The following is a 19,279-nucleotide window of genomic DNA, read 5'->3' on the forward strand; positions in this document are numbered from 1 at the left end:
ATGATCGAAATTCGCTATCAAAGAATTCTATTCTTTCAAGCGCTGTTTCTCTTTCTCTTAGGGACATTCGTTTACAATTTTTTCAAGAAATCTTTTGGCCTCCATGTAGGCGCATCCTTTTGGAGCGTCTACCTTCTGGTCTGGTTTGTTTTCATTTTTTTCAACCTGCTTTTTATCAAATTCTTCGCCCTTCCAACTAAGGGTCTTTTAAAAAAGCTTGAGTCCACAGTGCCCCCCGATGATTTGAGCTGGGCCGTGATTGAAGACTCTCTTTCTAAAAGAGATGTCCACCACCAGATTATTCAATCAGAGTATGAGATCGAAAATTTAAAATACAAAATCCTCCTGGACTCTCTCCATGACCCGGTTTGTATCTTTAATAAAGAAGAGATGATCCTCTACTCTAACCACGCTTTTAACAGCCTTTTCTCTCTTCCTGAGCAGGCGGCGAAATCGAGCCTGCTGGAAGTAACCAGAAATCTTTATTTCCAGGATTTCATTAAAAAATCTGTTGAAAGCTCTGAAGTTCAGAAGATCAACGAGTTTTCTTTTAACCCGATTCAGGACTCTTTTAAGAAGTTTTTTGAGATCAAAGTATTTCCGTTAAAAAACATTCAAAACTACCTGATCATCATGCATGATGTGACGGAAAGAAAGATGGCCGATCAGATGCGCGAAGATTTTGTCGCTAACTTCTCTCACGAAGTTCGCACGCCGCTGACGATTCTTAACGGACAGATGCAGGCCCTAAAATTAAACCTGGAAAAAAAACCGGAGTTTAGTGCTGAATTTAAACCGACCTTTGAAAAAATCGACAATAACTCCAGAAGACTCATTAACCTCTTTAACGATCTTTTGAGACTGACTTCTGTCGAAAAGAAAAAAGACCTAGAACGCGAAGAAGTCTCTTTGGAAATGCTGGCCGAAACACTGGCAGACGAAATTGCTCACAACTACCCAAATAAGAAGATTCATTTCTCTTTTGATTTTAAAGTTCCCACAGTCATGGTGGATTACAACCTCTTTGAACAGGTTATGATCAACCTGATTGATAACGCTATCAAGTACAGCAAAAATGAGGGAGAAGTTAAGATCAGTTCTTCTTCTCAAGAGAACTCGACAATGATTGAAATCAGTGACAATGGCGTGGGAATTCCAGAAGATCAACATCACAGAATTTTTGAGCGATTTTTTAGAGTGGATGCTTCCAGATCAAGTGAGATCGAAGGAACAGGACTTGGACTTTCAATTGTTAAGCACATCATTCAAAAACACGACGGGAAAATCAAGGTGGCCTCAAGACCTGGAGGCGGGACTGTTTTTACCATTAGCTTACCAGCTTCAAAATAGCTCCTGGAGCATCGTTAGAAATTTTTAACATTGAAAGACTGGCACTTTGAGCAATCTGGGCCTGAAGCTTAATAGCGGCTTCTTTAGCGATATCTGTGTCGCGGATCTTTGAATTACTTGCCGACATGTTCTCTCTTGAAACCATCAGGTTCTGGACAACAGAGTTGATTCTATTTCCCATACTTCCTAATTGAGCACGGCTGGCACCGATTTGAGACATCATATTGTCGATAGCGCTCAGTGATCTTTGAGCACCTTCTTTTGTTCTTAAATCAACGTTGGCAATACCAAAGTTGTTTTGTGAGTCCATAACCTTACTCATGTCATACTGGATTCTATCCAGCTCTGCTACCCCATCAACACCAACCTGAAGATCGTAAGTGCTGCTTGCTCCACCCTTAATAATGTGGTTTCCGTTAAAGCTTGTTGAAACAGTGATACGCTTTACTTCATTTTTTAGTTGTTGAAATTCAGCATCGACAACTCTTCTTTCAGCTTCACCAACTGTATCGTTGGCCGCTTGCATCGCTAGTTCGCGAAGGCGTGAACCCATTTGTTGCATAGTCGAAAGTGAGCCTTCCGCTACTTGCATAAGAGAGATTGAATCGTTTGAGTTTCTTTCCGCCTGGTAGTTACTGCGGATTTTTGACTTCATGGTCTCAGAGATCGCCAGACCTGAAGGATCGACAGCTGATCTGACAATACGATCTCCAGAAGATAATTTACTATCTTCCAGGGCCTGCTCTTCAGAGTGCGCACGCACATATCTCTGAGCAGTCATCGAATTAATATTCGTTGATACTCGCATTACAAAGTCATCCTTGAGGAACCTAACAGGCTTCAACCGTGAAACCTTGTGTATCCTATCGGAAATAAATTCCTAGAGCATTAATTGCCGGGCCAATTAAAAAAGACGAGCGTAACACTCAAGAAGTTTTTCATTCACCTTCTGACGGTGAAACTGTTGAACGAATTCATATCCCTTAGTAATCATTCTTTCCTGAAGGGTCACATCGTTTAAAACAAGAGTGATTTTCTCCGCTAAGTCGGAGACCGATAGTGGATCAATGTAGACGGAATCTGGGCCAGCACTCTCCGGGAAACATGACCCGAAGCTGGTGATGACTGGAGTTTTAGAGAAAAGTGCTTCTACAATCGGAAGACCAAAACCTTCAAAGTGAGAAGGAAAACAAAAGAGATCAGCAGACTGATAAAAAAGTGGAAGTTCATCAAAAGGGATGTTTGATAAAAAGCGCACGCGGTTAGAGAGCTTAAGCTCCTCTACTTTCTGCTTACAAGCTTCAAGGTACTTCTTCCCATTTCCAATCAAGACTAAATCCTGTTCATATAAATGGCAGGTCTTCGCAAAAGCTTCAATTAAGTTGAGTTGGTTTTTTCTTTCTTCAAAGGCCCCTACGCATAAAATAAACGGGCGCTCGAAGTGGTATTTTCTCATGAGTTCGCGTTTCTTTTCAAAAGGGCGCTCTTCATAAAAAACCGGATCACAGCTTTGGTAATGAACTAAAATTTTTCTTTCATCAACACCCAAAAACTCAATCAGGTCTCGTTTTGTCTGCTCACATATCGCCAAAACCATATCAGCATTTTTGCTGGCGTAAGTAAATTTCTTCTTATATGTCACGCGATCGATGAAAGGAAAGAATTCCGGGTAGCGAAGAAAAATCAAATCGTGAATAGTGACGACTGATTTAAAAGGAAGTGCTCCCACTCCCACTGGAATCTCATGAGAGAGTCCATGGTAAAGATCCAGATGGTCTCTTCTTAAGTCTTTAATGATGGAAAAGGATCTCCACAAAGAGGGAATCTTTTGTTCGATTGTCCCCTGTGGCTCTCTTAAATGTAGACGAGCGTTTTCATTTTCTTTAAGCCATTTGATCGCTCTTTGGTCTTTAACCGGAGGAGAATATAAAAAGACTTCTTCATTTGAATATTGAAGAAGACCTTCAAGAAGACCTCTGGAGTAATTGCCCAGCCCTCTGAAATTCTGAGTTGCTCTTTTTCCGTCAAAACCAAGACGCATGAATGTCCTAAATGTTAAAAGCCCAGGTTGAATTTTATACTAAAACTCACCGATCCAGCTAGGGCCATCGTGCTTTTAGGAACTGAATTAATGATAATCTTCGGCTGAAGTTTTATTTTCGGGTTATTTTTGATGATTTCCTTCCAATTAACTTTCTCGATTCTAAGATTCAGGCATCGCCCATTGCATTCAAGCGGGTGAGTTTTTTTGTCAAAGTACACTAGTCGAGTCATGCCATTATCATCGACAGGAAGACCCGCGATAGGCTTATTTAACAGCGCATAGATTTCTACTTTTTCAATAAACTCTAATGAGTCCTTCTTTTTTGCATTATCAATATGGGCCAGAAGAGAATCCAGTCTGATCCAATCAATATAATCAAAATCAATGTCACCCAGAGAGTCTAGATCCACATCAATAGGGTCTAATTCAAGCTCGTGGCCGCCCTTAGAAGATATAGTTGTATTGGCCAAGACAAAGGCAATCGCCTGGAAGAGCTTGCCAAAAACCGGGAATTTACCGGCCCCACGAGCGTACTCATCTATCTGTGTGGAATCAATACGATATGAGAAATTGATAGGTTGGTCGTTACGAAGCTCATTAACCGTCACAGCACTCACCATAGGCGTAAGCTTTTCCTTCCCACAAGATGTGAAAAGGACGACAGAGGCCAGAATAAGGGTTAAAAACGCTGATTTTCTCATTTAGAGATTTATATCATGTGTACAAATTTTGTGGGGTGGTTTGTAGTTTTTTCATTCCCTCCAGAATCTTCCCCTCCCCGTCCTTTTTATGGCTAAAATTCGTTTAATTATGAAATCAATACTTCTAACCATTCTTGCCGTAGGAATGACAGGGCAAAACGCCTGGTCAGCCTCGTACGACACCCTTCCAAAAAACGTCAACACTGTCGTTTTTAAGCAGGTTATGGTTTCAAAGATTGAGTCAGAGTACGATGCTAAAGGACAGCAGGAAACTCTGGACCTCAAAGAAGAATTTACTTCTAGCCGTCTGGAAGATGTAAGCTCTGTGATCAAATCATACTTCGAACAATTAAAGGCCATTTCCCCGGAAGCTTATTCTAATTTCTCATTAGGTGAATTCTCTGCAGACGTTGAGGCCAATGTAAATGCACAGGGTTTTGGATATGGTTTTGGTGTCACAGATAGACTGACTGTTTATGCTTCAGTGCCGATGTATCATATCACCACTGATATTAAATTCCGTCAAAGTAAAGAAAGCAACATCGCTGCAGTTCAGGCAACCATTAGAAATGCTAATCCTGATTCAGCGATTGGAAAATTCGTTAAAGACTTAACTCTTCAACTACCAAGCACCAACTCAGAGCTTCTACAATCTCTGGTTGTGAACTACTACAAGTATAAGCCAATCGGAAAATGGGAAAAGGATGCTCTTGGTGATGCTGAAATTGGATTCATCTACCGACTAACTGATTACTCTGATCGTGGAATGTCGATTTCTGCTGGTGCAATTTTACCTACAGGTGAAGCTGATGATCCGGATTCACTACAAGACGTTTCAACTGGTGACGGACAATACGACGCTTTCGTTGAAGCTGCTGCCGGAATTTCTTTTTTTGATAACACTTTCCAGTTTGATATCAAAGGTCGCTACACATATCAGTTTGCTTCTGAAAAAGAAGTGAGATGGATTGATGATGTAGACATGCCTCTTTCTTCTCAAAAGCAAACGGTTAATCAAAAGCTGGGAAATAAAATTGATACAACTTTAACCCTGACTTATAACCCAACCCACTGGATGAACTTAAACAGTTCACTAATTCTTGGACAAACTGAAGCGACAACTTATGCTAATGTCGCTGACCCAAAAGTAAGAAGAGCTCTTGAAGAAGACACTGGTAACGAAAGCCGTTGGGCAAGAATTGGTATTGGATTCTCAACCATTGAAGCCTACAAACGCAAACAATTTGAAATGCCTTTTGATATTGGTGTGACGGCGCAAAGACTTCTTAATGGTAAGAACACGGCCAGCTACGACCGTATTGATTTAGACTTAAAACTTTATTTCTAGCTACTGAATATAAGAATAAAAGATCTTACCCTTTTCTTCGCTGACCAGTTTGTATGGATCGTCTTTAATGAGTAAACATCCATCCAGGTCAAAGAAATCCACTCCACCTGAAATGTTGAGTGCACTTGAAATCCCAAGGCTCGTTTCGACCATACATCCAAGCATTGTTTTAAGGCCAAGCATCTTCGCTTGTCTTAATTGCTTAACTGCCTTCAGGTATCCACCCGACTTCATCATCTTGATATTGACACCGTGGAAGCGCTCAACATGATAGCTGTTTACTTCTTCTTTTGTCACAGACTCATCGGCCATCAAAAAGACGCTTGAATGTTTTTTTAGTTCAAGAGCTTCATCGTGCTCGTTACTTGAAAGCGGCTGCTCTAAAAACTCAATGCGCTTGATGTCCGGAAATTGCTCCAGGAATTTTAATGTTTCCTGCGCTGACTCGAAAGACTCGTTGGCATCAATACGCAGAGGAACGTTTGTTAAGCGCAGAACTTCCGCACAAAAGTCATGGGCGATTTCTCGGTTTACTTTTACTTTTAAAACAGAAAAGCGTTGAAGGTTGTTGTCTTTGATAAAACTTTCAATCTTTCCGATCTCCATAATAGGAATGGAAAAAGACGTCTTCACTGAACTCACCGTATTGCAGCCCATAAGTTGAGGAACAGTTTTACCTGACAAAATCGCTACGTAATGGACGAAGCTCGATTCAATACCAAACTTCAGTGATTGCGGAAGATCCGTTGTTTCTAAATAGGCCACCAGGCTTTCAATCCCCGTGAAGTCTTGAGGTGCATTGTTTTTAAACTCCTCAAACTTCTCTATGATCTGCTCTCTGGATTCACCGTATCTGACGTTAAAGGCCACTTCACCGAAAGCTTCGATAGAGCCATTCTTAACTTTTACAACGAAATTTCTCTTAATATCTGAGCTATTTCGTGAAATATTCCAGGTAAATTTTAAAGGGAGTTCAATTTCTTTTATCGACCAGCTAAACATTGCCTACTCTTTGATAACTATTTTTATTAAATGCACGAATCTTTTTAATGATACTATAGTTTATGCTTCTTAATAAAGAAATTATCATTCGAGTCATTCTTGGTGTCATCGTTCTTTTCATGTTTGTAAAGATCGTTCTTCCAGTCTTTTTTGAGGCCATTAAAAGAAAGATTCCTGGCCAGTATGAACCAGATAACGACATCGATAGTATGATCCGCAGACAAAAAGAAAGACTACGTGCTCAGTATGGCCTGACAGAAAGATCAAGCAATCATCACGAGACCTCTCACTCTTCGCAAGAGATCTCATCTCCTTTACCTCCACCAACAAAAGAAGTTGAAGCACTTTATAAAGAAACCCGCTGGGGCGGTGGCGATTTTTCTAAAAAAATCCAGAATGATATTACCCGTCACTACGGCTACACACTGACCGAAAGCAAAGTAAACGCTTTTATCATGCTGGCGGAAAAAAGAAATTATGCCCGTTTCCTGACAGTGGATAACCAAAAAAATCCTGAAGCTATTAAAAACTATTTTTCTGTCCTGATGCTAGTGTTAATGATGATTGAAGAAATCAGAACTAAAGACCTAACTCTGATTGAACGAGTGGCCAAAAAGTGTCATGTCTCAACACATGAATTCATGCTGGCCTTGCAGCTTAAGGTTCTTTTTACTATCAAGTCCAAAGTAAAAGATGATCGCTTATTTTCCGAGTCTCCTATTTTAGGACAATTCTCAGAAGAGACAATGAAAGAAGCTGTTGACTTGATCATTACAAAAGAAGCGAATATGTGGGCAAAAAACCCTTCACTCTTTTTTGAAGAGATGTCGCTTTTTTTAAGTTATGCCGACATCATGACTCCATTGCCAAAACTGCAACACAAAAAAGATTTAGAGACGGCTTATGCCATTTTAAAAATGGATGAGGACTCTGAAATTGAAGACATTAAAAAAACTTATAAAAAAATCGCCATGGCCCGCCATCCGGATAAAATCGGACAGATGAATCTGCCGAAAGAGTTGGAAAAAAAGGCCCTGAGCAAATTTAATCATATTCAAGAAGCCTATGATTTAATTCTTACCAGCAGGAAGAAATAATGTTTGCGAAAAAAGAAAAAATTATCAATGAAATTAAAAATGCTTTGATTGATATTATCAGCGAAACCAACGGGATCACCATTAGCGACACTTTAGAGCTTCTGGCCTATCACCCGGAATTAAAATGCAACCCACTTGTTGAAAAATCTCTGCAAGAATTTAGAAAACTCATTGCCGGTTTTCATAACAATGAAGTGGATATTTCAACCATCCTCTCACACCCCTTTTCTGAAGCTTTTTTTGGCTTCTTTAAGGAGTTCCCTCTCTCTTACCATGAAGAGCATATCCATTTAACCGGATCACTCTCTGCGGAGTTTATCTACCCGAGACTAAAAAAACTACTCGATGGCCCGGATAAAAAACTTTATGAAGATAAAATTAAACAGGTCTACGGTGAAGACTCTATCCCTGTTACCTCTGTTGGTGATGTCGACCGCTTAATCAGGCTTAAAGAGGGCGAACAATTTAAAACTTACCTCAAGATTCTCTATCTTTCAAAATTGATCCTGACGACTAAAGAGGCCCATGTTGAGGCCGCTTATCACATGGCCTCAGAACTTTATGATAAATACAATGTTGGAAAAATCAGGCTGAAATTTACTCTCTCCCGCAGTACTGGTATCAGCGATGAACAAATCCCTGGTCTTGAAAACCTGACTGAAGATGATGTTGTGCTTGGACTTTATGAAGGCTTCATGAAGTTTAAGGCCGAAAAGCCATTTTTTAATTTTATCCTCTCTCCTAGTTTTAGAAAGGAAAGTAACTTCTTTGACCAGAACGCTTACGACTCTAAAAAAGAACATTTTGACGAACAAGTTGTGAGCATTCTCGACATCTTAAAAAAATACCCTTTCTTAAAAGAAGTTCTAAGTGAAGTCGACACTGTGGGTGATGAACGAGAACTTTATAGAAAAAAACATTTCATGGAAATGAAATCAGGCCTAAGAAGACTTCAATACCAAGGATTCAGGATCAGATCTCACCATGGTGAAACCTGGAAAATTTTAAGACTGGGAGTTCAGGCCGTCGACAATGCTTTAAACATCTGGCACATCGATACACTCGAGCACGGTTTAAGTTTAGGGATCAACCCTAATTACTACTTCCATAGACTCTTCCAAAGAATCATGGAAATGAATCAGAATCAAAAACCTCTTGATCCCAAGAGTTTTGAATACGATGAAATTATGGACATGGAATGGCAGGATGAAGAGGTCCGTGACAAAATCGTCAAAGGTGAAAAGCTTACGCAAAAAGAGCAGATCAAATTCTTAAAAACAAAATTTCACACGGCCAGAGAGATCGAGCATTACCAACACGATGTTTTAAACCGTATGATCAATAAAAAAGTCTCACTCGTGGCGCTTCCCTCTTCTAACTTAAAACTGACTGGTGCATTTCCTGATTACAAAGACCATCCGTTTTCATGGTGGGAGAAAAAAGGCGTATCACTGGGAATTGGAACAGATAACTACATCACCCTTTCGACCAACTATATCCAGGAACTCCTGATCCTACTTTACTCAAATCCAACCAGCTTAAAAATTACCAAGCTTCTTATGGTGGCCACTAAGGAAACCAGAAGACCGTACATCAGTCACTTGTTGTGGGAAATGAGAAAGACTATCCGCGGATCAGAAGGCGCGCTTCATCAGCGACCTTCTCAGGAGTAATCTCTACCATGCAGCGCTGGTAGACTTGTTGCGAGCAGCTTCCGCGTCCGTCTTTTGTGCACGGTCTGCAAGGAAGTTCGATTTCTAAAGTTTTGATTTGTGGGCCGGTTGTAAAACCAAATGCAGTCGGACCCATTAATGAAAGTGCCTTAATCCCTAAAACATCGGCGACGTGAAGAAGTCCAGTGTCTGCTGAAATCACCAATTCAGAGCGCGAAATAAGAGCACAGCTCTCCACTAATGAAAGTTTTCCAGCAAGGTTTTCGACTCTTTCTGGTGCAACCTTTTTTAAGTCTTCACAGAAATGATCTTCTTTTCCACCTAAGACAACAAAGTGCACTTCCGGCATCACTTGAATTAGTTTTTTCCAATGATCCAAAGGCCATCTCTTCATTTCCCATGCGGCCGAAGGAACCAGTACAATACTTTTTTTACCTTGAATATAAGGCGAAACTTTTTCTAGAGCGGCAGGATTAAAATCCCACGTCACTAGCTTTGGGTCCGCATGAGGGGTGATCCCCCACTTAATTAAAGGAGCTTCATACGAATGAATTCCTTTAAACGGTTTGGGAAACAAATTGATTCTAAAGGTAAAAAGTAGAATGCGCTTAAAGCGCTCTTTTGATCTCGTCACCCAATACGGCGAAGGAAAGGCCGATCGCAAAATAAATGAAAGAACGGATGAGCGAAGATTGTTGTGAGCATCGTAGACGCAGTCATAACTTTCTTTTCGCAGTTTAAAGGCCAGTTCAATAAGTCCCTTGAACCCTGCTTTCTTATTAAATGACCATACGTGATTGATGTCGTGGTTGAGTTTTACCAGGTAATCAAAATCACTTCGCGTCACCCAATCAATCCTGGCGTCAGGAAATTTCTGACGAATTAATTCAACAACTGACGAGCATTGAACAATGTCCCCAAAGCTGGAAAAGCGAATAATTAGAACTTTCTTTATTTTCATTCTCCTATGATAATAAACTAGATTACTCATATTGGAAAACGATATTGGAAACACGAAAACCCATGGCCTTTACATTAAAAAACCTCGCTTCACTGATTTCAGTGGCCATTCAACATAAGGCCAGTGACATTCACATCAGAACGGACGAAGTCCCATGTTTAAGAATCCGAGGGGAACTCATCCCGGTTCAAACAAAAATATTTACCCCTAACGACGTCAAAGACATCGTTAAAATCCTGGTCTCTGACCAGAATATCGATAATCACTTTAGTGCCAAGGCCGAACTAGACGGGGCGTTTGCTATCCCCGACCTGTGTCGTTTGCGCTATAATATCTTCAGTTATTTTGGAAATATTGGAATCGTTCTTCGTGTTATCAACACTAAAGTTCCCAACCTCACTGAACTGGATATGCCAAGAACACTGGGAAGAATCGCTCTTCAAAAACGCGGCTTAATCCTGGTAACTGGTGCCACTGGCTCAGGAAAAAGTACGACACTGGCGGCAATGATTGATCATATCAATGAAAACCGCGCCTCGCACATCGTGACGATTGAAGACCCGATTGAATATATGCACCCTCAGAAAAAGGCGCGTATCTCTCAGCGTGAAGTGGGACGCGACACTGAGGACTTCGCTTCAGGCCTAAGGGCCGCTTTAAGACAGGACCCTGACGTTATCTCTATTGGAGAGATGCGCGACCCTATTACCGCCAATATCGCTTTAAAAGCGGCGGAAACCGGACACATCGTCTTCTCTACTCTCCATACAACAAATACAGTGACAACTATAGGCCGAATCATTTCCATGTTTCCGACTCACGAGCAACCAGAAGTGAGAAAGAGACTTGCCGAAAACCTATACGCTATCATCGGACAGCGCATGCTTCCGGGGATTAACGGACGCGTAGTCATTGCTCAGGAAATCATGGTGACCTCACCTGGTATCCGCGATTGTATCAGTGGCAAAGACGATTTAAACCGCATCCCACACATCATCTCTCAGGGACAAGGAAAATCGACAAACGGCGGGCAGACCTTCGATCAGCACATCATGTTCCTTTACCAGAAAGGATTCATTGAAAAAGAAGTGGCGCTGGATGCAGTTTCATCACAGGCAGATTTCATTCAGAAGCTGATTGTTGAATAACTAGTCTTTGATAATGAATGTTCCCGAAATTTTATCGTGAAGGGACTTCTTCTTTTTATCAAAGAACGGCAGCACAAACCCAATTACGCAGGCAATGCTTAAAGGCTTCCAGATAAGCTCACGGCAAAACGCTTGAGAGATAGAAAGCGTGTATTTCTCATCTCCTCTGATTCTTTGTTTGGTCAATTTTTTTCCAAGGCTTGAATTAAAAAAGGCCGCAGGAATCACCACTGCAAGAATTAAAGCAAAACCACAACTTGCAACAAGCACCACTTTTAATAAAGCGGCTTCGCCAAACATAAACTGCAGCTTATATTTATCCAGAAAATAATTGATAATTTTGACTTCAACAGAAGAGAGCTTCAAGATCAGTTTATAGAGTCCAAATAAAAAGGCTGCATCTATCGCTAGGCCCAGAGCGCGCTGGATGGGAGAAGAGAAATCATAAAAGTCCTCTTCATCTTTAACCTTGTCGTTTTTAGAAAGTTCCTGATAGTGCTCTGTGCGGGTTTTGGTTTTGACACTTGGTTCATCAAGAATTAGTTTTTCACCATGGACGGGTTTTTTAACAATGCTTGTGCGCCCTTCAGGCATACAAGTGGAACCAAGTTTATTGCTCGAACTGCCCTTCTTATCACTCATTAAAAGCTTCCTTTCTCTTAATTCGCAAAAATCTTATAAATCGTTAATTCGTTTTACAATATTGTCCAAGTCTTTCTGGGCCTTATCACACTCCGCCTTCCACTCTTCATGAGCAAGGGACTTGTCCAGATTCAGAAGCAGTTTTCCTAATTTCCCAGAGGCAGCGTTGAACTCCTTAAGGAGTTCAACGGCCAGGGCCTCGTCGTCGAGATTTTCTAATTTTTCTAAAATAGCATTTACTTCGCGGTTATCTAACATAATCTTATTTTGAAGAAACAGTACTCTTTACTCTTAGTGACTTCACGATGTCTCCAGCGATCATCACACCCTCTTCTAAAACAACGTCTTGTCTTAGAGTTTTTACCCACTCTTCTTTTCTTTGCTCAAAGTCTTTCGACCATTTTTTCATATCACCCGGGCGGATGTTTTCGTGAGCTTTTAGTGAGTCTTCAAAATTTGTTACAAGTAGGTTTTTGTTTTCTTCTTCAAGCTTAAGTTCTTCGGCCATTTTCTTGTTGGCCACTTCTTCTTCCTGAACTTTTTTCAGGTTAAGAGACACAATTGTTTCTTTCTTTTTCTTGTTTAAGTAATCAACGTTGCGGTTGATCTTAGCAAAACGAGGGTTTGATTTTACTCTTGCAGCACTCTTAGCTTTTAAGTCTGGAAGGTTGTAAGCAAACTTGTTCCATTTTGTGAATGGCTTCGCTTGAATTTGATCCCATGGAAGCGAGTACTCCAGGTCTTTTTCACGGCTTTCGACGTAGCTGAAGATATCAGGAAGAACCAGGTCTGGAGTGATTCCTTTATACTGAGTTGAAGCCCCTGTTACACGGTAGAACTTCTGGATTGTTACTTTAAGCGCTCCCATTGTCTCACCAAAAATTGAAACTAATGGTCCACGGTTTAAATCTAAAACAGCTTGAACAGTCCCTTTACCATGAGAGTAATCCCCACCAACGATAACCGCACGGCCGTAATCCTGCATAGCTCCCGCTAAAATTTCTGAAGCTGAAGCAGAGAAGCGGTTTTGAAGAACAACTAACGGTCCATCGTAACTCACACTTGGGTCATCATCTTCCAGAACTTCAATTTGCCCCATGTGATTTTTAACTTGTACAATCGGTCCTTTTTCCAGGAAAAGTCCTGACATTAAACGAGCATCTTCTAAAGCTCCCCCACCATTGTTTCTTAGGTCAAGAATGATGGCATCGACTTTAGCTTTTTTAAGTCTTTCAATTTCTTTTCTTACGTCATCTGTACAGTTGATCTTTGCATTTTCAAAATCACGGTAGAACTTTGGAAGTTGGATGTAACCAACTTTTACGTCAGTGTCTTTCATCTGAATGACTGAAGATTTTGCAAAGGAAGCAGCGACTTCAATTTCATCGCGGATGATTGAAATGATCTTTCTTGTCCCGTCTACTTTTTTAATTGTCAGACGAACTTCAGTTCCTTTTTTACCACGGATATAGCGAACAGCATCGTCCACCTTCATATCTGTCAGGTCTACACTTTCTTTGTTTCCTTGAGCAACTGAAAGGATAATATCGTCAGCTTCCAGCTCCTTTCCTCTCCAGGCAGGTCCACCTGGAACAATTTGAACAACCTTAATGAACGATCCATCTTCCTGAAGAACGGCACCGATTCCTTCAAGTTTCCCTGTGATGTCGATATCGAAATCTTCTTTCTTTTTTGCTGGAAGGTAGTTTGTATGCGGGTCAAAAACTGCTGAGATTGAGTTATAGAAGTTATCCAGTTGATCGTCTCTGTCTAAAGCAGCTAGACGCTCAAAAATTTTCTGGAATCTTTTAGAAACTGATTCGTGAGCTTTTGCTCTCATTTCAGCATCTGTTAGTTTCTTTTCTGCTTTCATTTTTTTAACTGGCTTAGTTGAGGCCTTCGCTCCTTTTGGAGTTGGCTTTTCTGTTTGCTCATCAATTAATGAAAGATACTTGTTAAGAGTCGCTTGTTTAAAAACGATTTCCCAATTAGTTTTTAGTTTTGACTCATCGTTAACCCAGTCTCTTTTTTCCGGGTCTAGTTCAAGTGTTTCACTTCCGTTGAAATCAAATTGCTTTTTGAAAACTTCTTTTCTTAATGCTTCAGCAAGAGCAATTCTTTTCTTTAAAACAGCACCCGCTTTTTCAATTAAAACGTAGTCACCGCTTACCATCTCATCGTCCATCTGGAACTGATAAGCTTCAAGCTCTTTAATATCCCCTTTTGTCAGGAATTGTTTTGAACCATCAATCTTCTTTAAGTATTGTTGGAAAGCCTTTTGAGAAACTTCGTCATTAATTTTGATTCCACGGTAGTGGTATGTTTCAAGTGCATTTTTTAGGATATTACCGATGAGCTTTTCGCGCCTCGGATCTCTTGGATCTTTCGCCTGCGAGAACGCGTTAAAAGAAAGTAAAAGCACCAATGCGAGACACAGACGTTTCATTTTTTCTCCAAGATTGTATAGGACCTAAAGTCTATCAATCAATGATACCCCAACTTATAGAGGAGGAGTCAAAAGAAAAAATTGCTCGGTAGGCCAGTGTCTGGGCCTACCGAGAGTATCCGATCTTAGATGTTAACTATTTTTCTTCAAGAACCTGAGCAGCTTTCTGTAACCAACCAAGGTTGTTTCTTGTGATATCAACCATAGTGTTCGAGTACGTTACGTCGGCCTGAGTTGGCATGTTTTCCGTACACATTTTTGAAACACTATCAGCTTCGAAGATGTTGATGTCAAAAGAGTTACCAGGTAAACCAAAAAGGTAGTTTGGAACTCGGCTTGAAAGCACTCTTAGAGGATCCGTCCACTCTGTGTCTAGCTCAGAAGTTGATAAATACCCTGCTCCTGTACCATTGCTATGAGTTCCAATAATAGTCGCTCTTTTTGACGACTTTAGTAAGAAAGACATTTTATCACACGCACTAATACAGTCGGCCGTTACCAGGGCCACGATCTTATTACTGAAGCCTTTTACTTTGGCATCAAATGGAGTCGGGTCAGAAGCGTACATTGGCGAATAATCCAGACGGTTATCAATTGCATCTTCAAACATCGCGTTGAACTCATCACCTGTCAGGATTGTATTTTCGTTTTCAGCATTGACCATCTGGTGCATAAATGGTTCTTGTAATTGGCGCATATAGTGAGTGATTCTCATCCCTGAAGTTGCCCCAGGATATACCACTCCTTCTTCGGCAAGCATTGATAATACCGCTGAAGGGAAATTTCCATTACCACCACCATTTGAGCGAAGGTCAAAAATCAGTGGAAGTTCATTTTCTTTTAACTCGATAATAAAGTTTCTAATCGCATCCAGGAAAGTTTGAGTTGTGTTTCCTGTTTTAAAGTTTTTAGTCGCAAAGGTCATAAGTTGCATATACCCGTACGTCTTTCCTTTATTGATATAATAACCTGTTCTAAGCCCTACACTTCCACCGTCATCCGTGTACTCTGTCAGGCCTTTAATGTTGCCCTGGATTTTTCTTACTGAATAACCTTCAAAAGCTAAACCAGAGTCAGTCCATTTATTTGTCGCTCTATCAAATGTAATCCCGATAGATGCCGTGTCTGATGGGATATTAAACAATTTCATAAAAGCGCGTGCATCCGGTCTTAGTGTTTCAGATGTTGGGTTATTTACAAAAGTCGGCAGTTTCAAGAAACCAGCGCTCTTTAATCTAATATTGATATAGTTTTTCTTGTCGTACTTAAAGTTTCTAAGTGTCAGTGAGCGCACTGCTTGTGAGTCTCTAAACTCATCCGAGCTTCCTGCGATATAAGCCTTTAGTTCATTAACTTTATCTTCAACTGATACACCGTCGATAGCGAGAACTTCATCACCAACTCTTAGGCCTGATAAATCTGCGCCGGAAAGTTTTTGAACCATTGAGATGAATTTTGGCTCAATTGATCCGATAACAACTTTTCCTTGAACTCTAAAAAGTCTGATACCGTTATAAATAAATGGTCTTGAAATTTTTTCGTTGATACCAAAGTGAGTGTCTTCAAACTTAGCAACTAAAAGCTGCATTCTATCCAGAAACTCCATATTCGCTACGGCCTGAAGCTCTGCAATCTTATCTTTTAAAACCGGGTCTTTTCTATCTGCAGCTGAAAGCGTAATTGAGCCCGCTGCTTCTTCAGCTGCTAAGGCCTCTGCTTTTACTTTCTTAAAGTCTAATCCAACTCTCTCTGCCTTAAGCGGAAGAAGAGCGTACTCAAGCTCAACAGTCTTTAAAAAGCTGTTAACGATAAGAAGTCTGTCTTCTGTATCAAGGTAAGTGAATTTAACACCTGAATAAACATCTTTAACAGCTTCTGATTGGATGTTTGGTTTCTTAAAAAGATCCAACAATCCGGCCTGTGCAGGCATCGCTGATAAAGCTGAAGTCATAAGTAAAACTGACAGTACTGATGTCTTAAACATGGTGTCTCCTTTCCATTACAGTGAATGATTGATTCTAACTTTTTCAGGGAGACCTATGGGGGGAAGAGAAATAGTTACATGATAAACAAAAAAGGGGGTGTCTAATGTTTAGACACCCCCTTCTCATTTCCAGCTACTTAAAGCTGTTTTGGCTATTTTAAATTACGTAGTACGTACTGAAGGATACCGCCATTTGTGATGTAGTTTAATTCATCAGCAGTGTCCACACGTGAAGTAAGCATCGTTTTAACCACTTCGCCATTAGCTCTCGTGATTGTCATTTCATACTTCATACCTGGTCTGAACTCTCCTTGTGGGTTTAGAGAGATTGTCTCGTTACCAACAAGTCCAAGAGTTTTTCTGTCTGTCCCCGCTTCAAATACCAGCGGAAGAACACCCATACCAATCAGGTTAGATCTGTGGATACGCTCGAAAGATTCAGTCACTACCGCTTTTACGCCTTGTAGGAAAGTTCCTTTCGCTGCCCAGTCACGTGATGATCCTGTTCCGTATTCTTTACCTGCGATAACCACAAGTGGAGTTTTTGTTTCGATGTACTTCATCGCTGCATCGTAGATTGGCATAACTTCACCGTTTGGTACGTATTTCGTGACACCACCTTCAGTACCTGGAGCCGTTTCGTTTTTTATACGAATGTTAGCAAATGTTCCTCTCATCATCACTTCATGGTTACCACGGCGTGATCCATAAGAGTTGAAGTCAGCAACCGATACACCTTTTTCAGTTAAGTAAGCGCCTGCTGGAGAAGCTTTCTTGATGTTACCAGCTGGAGAAATGTGGTCAGTCGTAATCGAGTCACCAAACAGTGCCAGAATGCGAGCGTTATCAACTTTAATTGTGTTGATTTTTCCACCAGTGATGTCTTCGAAGAAAGTTGGGTTTCTGATGTAAGTTGAATCTGGTTCCCAAGAGAAGAAGTCACCTTCTGTCGTCTTGATTGCTTGCCAGTGAGCATCTCCTTCAAAAACGTTTTCATAACGCTTCTTGAACATTGCGCTTGTAAGTTTTCCGTTAAGGATTGTGTTGATTTCTTCGTGAGTCGGCCAGATGTCTTTTAGGTAGATATCTTGTCCATTAGCACCTTTTCCGATTGGATCTTTTGAGATGTTAATGTTGATGTTACCTGCAAGAGCGTAAGCGATAACTAGCGGAGGTGAAGCCAGGTAGTTAGCTTTTACGTCTGGGTTGATACGACCTTCGAAGTTTCTGTTACCAGAAAGAACTGACGTCACTACCAGGTTGTTTGTGTTAACTGACTTAGAAATGTTTTCTGGAAGTGGTCCAGAGTTCCCGATACAAGACATACATCCGTATCCTGTCAGCGTGAATCCTAGTTCATCAAGAGATTGTTGAAGTCCAGATTCTACAAGGTAATCAGTTACAACTTTAGACCCAGGAGAAAGAGCTGTTTTTACCCATGGCTGAGACTTAAGCCCTAGAGCTCTTGCCTTTTTCGCCACAAGACCAGCTGCAATCATAACAGATGGGTTTGAAGTGTTCGTGCATGAAGTGATTGTAGCGATTGCCACAGCACCATGCTTAAGTTTGAAGTCTGCACCTTCAACGGCATACTCAGTATTTACTTGTGATGGGTCTACTTTGAAAGCTCCCACAAGCTCTTTTCCAAATGCGTCTGCTGCCGCAGTCAGTTCAATTTTATCTTGAGGACGTTTTGGTCCTGATAGAGAAGCCACAACTTTAGAAAGGTCTAGTTCAAGAGTTGAAGTAAACACTGGATCAGCGTCACCTTCGTGTAGCCATAGGCCTTGCTCTTTTGCGTAAGCTTCAACAAGAGCTACCTGGTCAGCAGATCTTCCTGTGAATTTTAAATAGTCGATTGTCTTTTCATCGATTGGGAAGAATCCACATGTTGCTCCGTATTCCGGTGCCATGTTAGCAATCGTTGCTCTATCTGCAAGAGTTAGAGCTTTTACTCCTGGCCCGTAGAATTCAACGAACTTCTCTACTACACCGTGCTTACGTAACATCTGAGTGACAGTTAAAACGATATCTGTAGCAGTGATGCCTTCGTTGATTTTTCCTGTAAGTTTAAAACCTACAACTTCTGGAACAGTCATTGTGACTGATTGGCCAAGCATTGCCGCTTCAGCTTCAATACCACCAACACCCCATCCTAGAACGGCAAGACCGTTAATCATAGTTGTGTGTGAATCTGTCCCAACACATGTATCTGGGTAAGCCGTTGTTTCACCATTTTCAGTTTTAGTCCAAACACCTTGAGCAAGGTATTCAAGGTTAACCTGGTGACAAATCCCTGTTCCTGGAGGAACGACGCGGAAGTTTTTAAATGCTTTTTGTCCCCATTTAAGGAATGTGTAGCGCTCTTTATTTCTTTCGTATTCAAGAGCAACGTTTTTATCAAATGAATCAGCTTTCCCGAAGAAATCCACTGCTACCGAGTGATCGATAACTAGGTCTACTGGAATAAGTGGGTTGATCTTTTTTGGATCTCCACCGATTTTTTTCATCGCTTCTCTCATCGCTGCTAAATCTACAACTGCAGGAACTCCTGTAAAGTCTTGCATTAGAACACGCGCAGGATAGTAAGCAATTTCGCGGTCAGATTTTTGAGTTTTTGCCCACTCGTTGATCGCTTTTGCGTCGTCGAATGTTACGTCTTTGCCGTTTTCATGGCGAAGTAAGTTTTCTAATAAAACTTTTAGTGACTTTGGAAGTTTGTCGATGTCTGTTAGACCTAAGTTTTTTGCTTCTTTTAGTGAGTAGTAAGCGTAGCTCTTAGAACCAACCTGTAGTGTTTTTTTCACCTTGCTCATGGTGTCTCCTTTGTGTGAGATTAAATGTTTTGTAGGCCTAGTATAGTCTTTATAAAAAAGCACGTCA

The 19,279-nt window shown here is 40.8% G+C and carries 15 protein-coding genes; 5 read left to right on the top strand and 10 right to left on the bottom strand.

Annotation, left to right across the window (positions count from 1 at the left end):
- A complete protein-coding gene (locus tag C0V70_RS12930) occupies positions 1-1,350 on the top strand; it encodes a sensor histidine kinase (RefSeq protein ID WP_102244280.1) in 1,350 nt (449 codons plus the stop codon).
- Here the strand turns inward: C0V70_RS12930 and C0V70_RS12935 are convergent.
- The 3 genes from C0V70_RS12935 to C0V70_RS12945 all read right to left on the bottom strand — a co-directional run bounded on the left by C0V70_RS12935 (position 1,328) and on the right by C0V70_RS12945 (position 4,095).
- Positions 1,328-2,158: a flagellin gene (locus tag C0V70_RS12935; RefSeq protein ID WP_102244281.1), complete on the bottom strand. Its 831-nt coding sequence runs from the start codon at positions 2,156-2,158 to the stop codon at positions 1,328-1,330. The two genes, C0V70_RS12930 and C0V70_RS12935, sit on opposite strands and share 23 nt — an antisense overlap.
- A gap of 96 nt (positions 2,159-2,254) precedes the next feature.
- On the bottom strand, positions 2,255-3,391 hold the full coding sequence (locus C0V70_RS12940; RefSeq protein WP_102244282.1) for a glycosyltransferase family 4 protein: 1,137 nt from the start codon (positions 3,389-3,391) through the stop codon (positions 2,255-2,257).
- Positions 3,392-3,405: 14 nt separating this feature from the next.
- The gene (locus tag C0V70_RS12945) at positions 3,406-4,095 is read right to left on the bottom strand and encodes a hypothetical protein (protein WP_102244283.1); all 690 of its coding nucleotides are present in this window, start codon (positions 4,093-4,095) and stop codon (positions 3,406-3,408) included.
- 109 nt (positions 4,096-4,204) lie between these two features.
- Between C0V70_RS12945 and C0V70_RS12950 the strand changes: the two genes are divergently transcribed.
- A complete protein-coding gene (locus tag C0V70_RS12950) occupies positions 4,205-5,443 on the top strand; it encodes a hypothetical protein (protein WP_133566611.1) in 1,239 nt (412 codons plus the stop codon).
- Here the strand turns inward: C0V70_RS12950 and C0V70_RS12955 are convergent, their stop codons facing one another.
- Positions 5,444-6,445, bottom strand: coding sequence for an enolase C-terminal domain-like protein (locus C0V70_RS12955; RefSeq protein WP_102244285.1), 1,002 nt, complete (start codon positions 6,443-6,445; stop codon positions 5,444-5,446).
- A gap of 62 nt (positions 6,446-6,507) precedes the next feature.
- On the opposite strand from C0V70_RS12955, the gene C0V70_RS12960 reads away from it, so the two are divergent.
- Positions 6,508-7,542 carry a DnaJ domain-containing protein gene (locus C0V70_RS12960; protein ID WP_102244286.1) on the top strand — a complete coding sequence of 345 codons (1,035 nt, stop codon included), beginning with the start codon at positions 6,508-6,510 and terminating at the stop codon, positions 7,540-7,542.
- Positions 7,542-9,215: an amidohydrolase family protein gene (locus C0V70_RS12965; RefSeq protein ID WP_102244287.1), complete on the top strand. Its 1,674-nt coding sequence runs from the start codon at positions 7,542-7,544 to the stop codon at positions 9,213-9,215. The genes C0V70_RS12960 and C0V70_RS12965 overlap by 1 nt, the downstream gene beginning before the upstream one ends.
- Here the strand turns inward: C0V70_RS12965 and C0V70_RS12970 are convergent.
- Positions 9,166-10,176, bottom strand: a complete 1,011-nt coding sequence (locus tag C0V70_RS12970; protein WP_208107736.1) for a glycosyltransferase family 9 protein — start codon at positions 10,174-10,176, stop codon at positions 9,166-9,168. The two genes, C0V70_RS12965 and C0V70_RS12970, sit on opposite strands and share 50 nt — an antisense overlap.
- A 62-nt stretch (positions 10,177-10,238) precedes the next feature.
- On the opposite strand from C0V70_RS12970, the gene C0V70_RS12975 reads away from it, so the two are divergent.
- Positions 10,239-11,324: a type IV pilus twitching motility protein PilT gene (locus C0V70_RS12975; RefSeq protein ID WP_102244288.1), complete on the top strand. Its 1,086-nt coding sequence runs from the start codon at positions 10,239-10,241 to the stop codon at positions 11,322-11,324.
- Here C0V70_RS12975 and C0V70_RS12980 read toward each other — a convergent pair whose 3' ends face one another.
- The 5 genes from C0V70_RS12980 to acnA all read right to left on the bottom strand — a co-directional run bounded on the left by C0V70_RS12980 (position 11,325) and on the right by acnA (position 19,212).
- Positions 11,325-11,966: an RDD family protein gene (locus C0V70_RS12980; protein WP_102244289.1), complete on the bottom strand. Its 642-nt coding sequence runs from the start codon at positions 11,964-11,966 to the stop codon at positions 11,325-11,327.
- 33 nt (positions 11,967-11,999) lie between these two features.
- The gene (locus C0V70_RS12985; protein WP_102244290.1) at positions 12,000-12,224 is read right to left on the bottom strand and encodes a hypothetical protein; all 225 of its coding nucleotides are present in this window, start codon (positions 12,222-12,224) and stop codon (positions 12,000-12,002) included.
- A 4-nt stretch (positions 12,225-12,228) separates the two neighbouring features.
- Positions 12,229-14,412: a carboxy terminal-processing peptidase gene (locus C0V70_RS12990; protein ID WP_102244291.1), complete on the bottom strand. Its 2,184-nt coding sequence runs from the start codon at positions 14,410-14,412 to the stop codon at positions 12,229-12,231.
- 136 nt (positions 14,413-14,548) lie between these two features.
- Positions 14,549-16,396 (bottom strand): S41 family peptidase, encoded by a 1,848-nt coding sequence (locus C0V70_RS12995; RefSeq protein WP_102244292.1) that lies wholly within the window; start codon positions 16,394-16,396, stop codon positions 14,549-14,551.
- Positions 16,397-16,548: 152 nt separating this feature from the next.
- Positions 16,549-19,212 carry an aconitate hydratase AcnA gene (acnA, locus tag C0V70_RS13000; RefSeq protein WP_102244293.1) on the bottom strand — a complete coding sequence of 888 codons (2,664 nt, stop codon included), beginning with the start codon at positions 19,210-19,212 and terminating at the stop codon, positions 16,549-16,551.
- Between the last annotated feature and the right edge of the window lie 67 nt (positions 19,213-19,279).

This window comes from Bacteriovorax stolpii (assembly GCF_002872415.1).
GTDB lineage: Bacteria > Bdellovibrionota > Bacteriovoracia > Bacteriovoracales > Bacteriovoracaceae > Bacteriovorax > Bacteriovorax stolpii.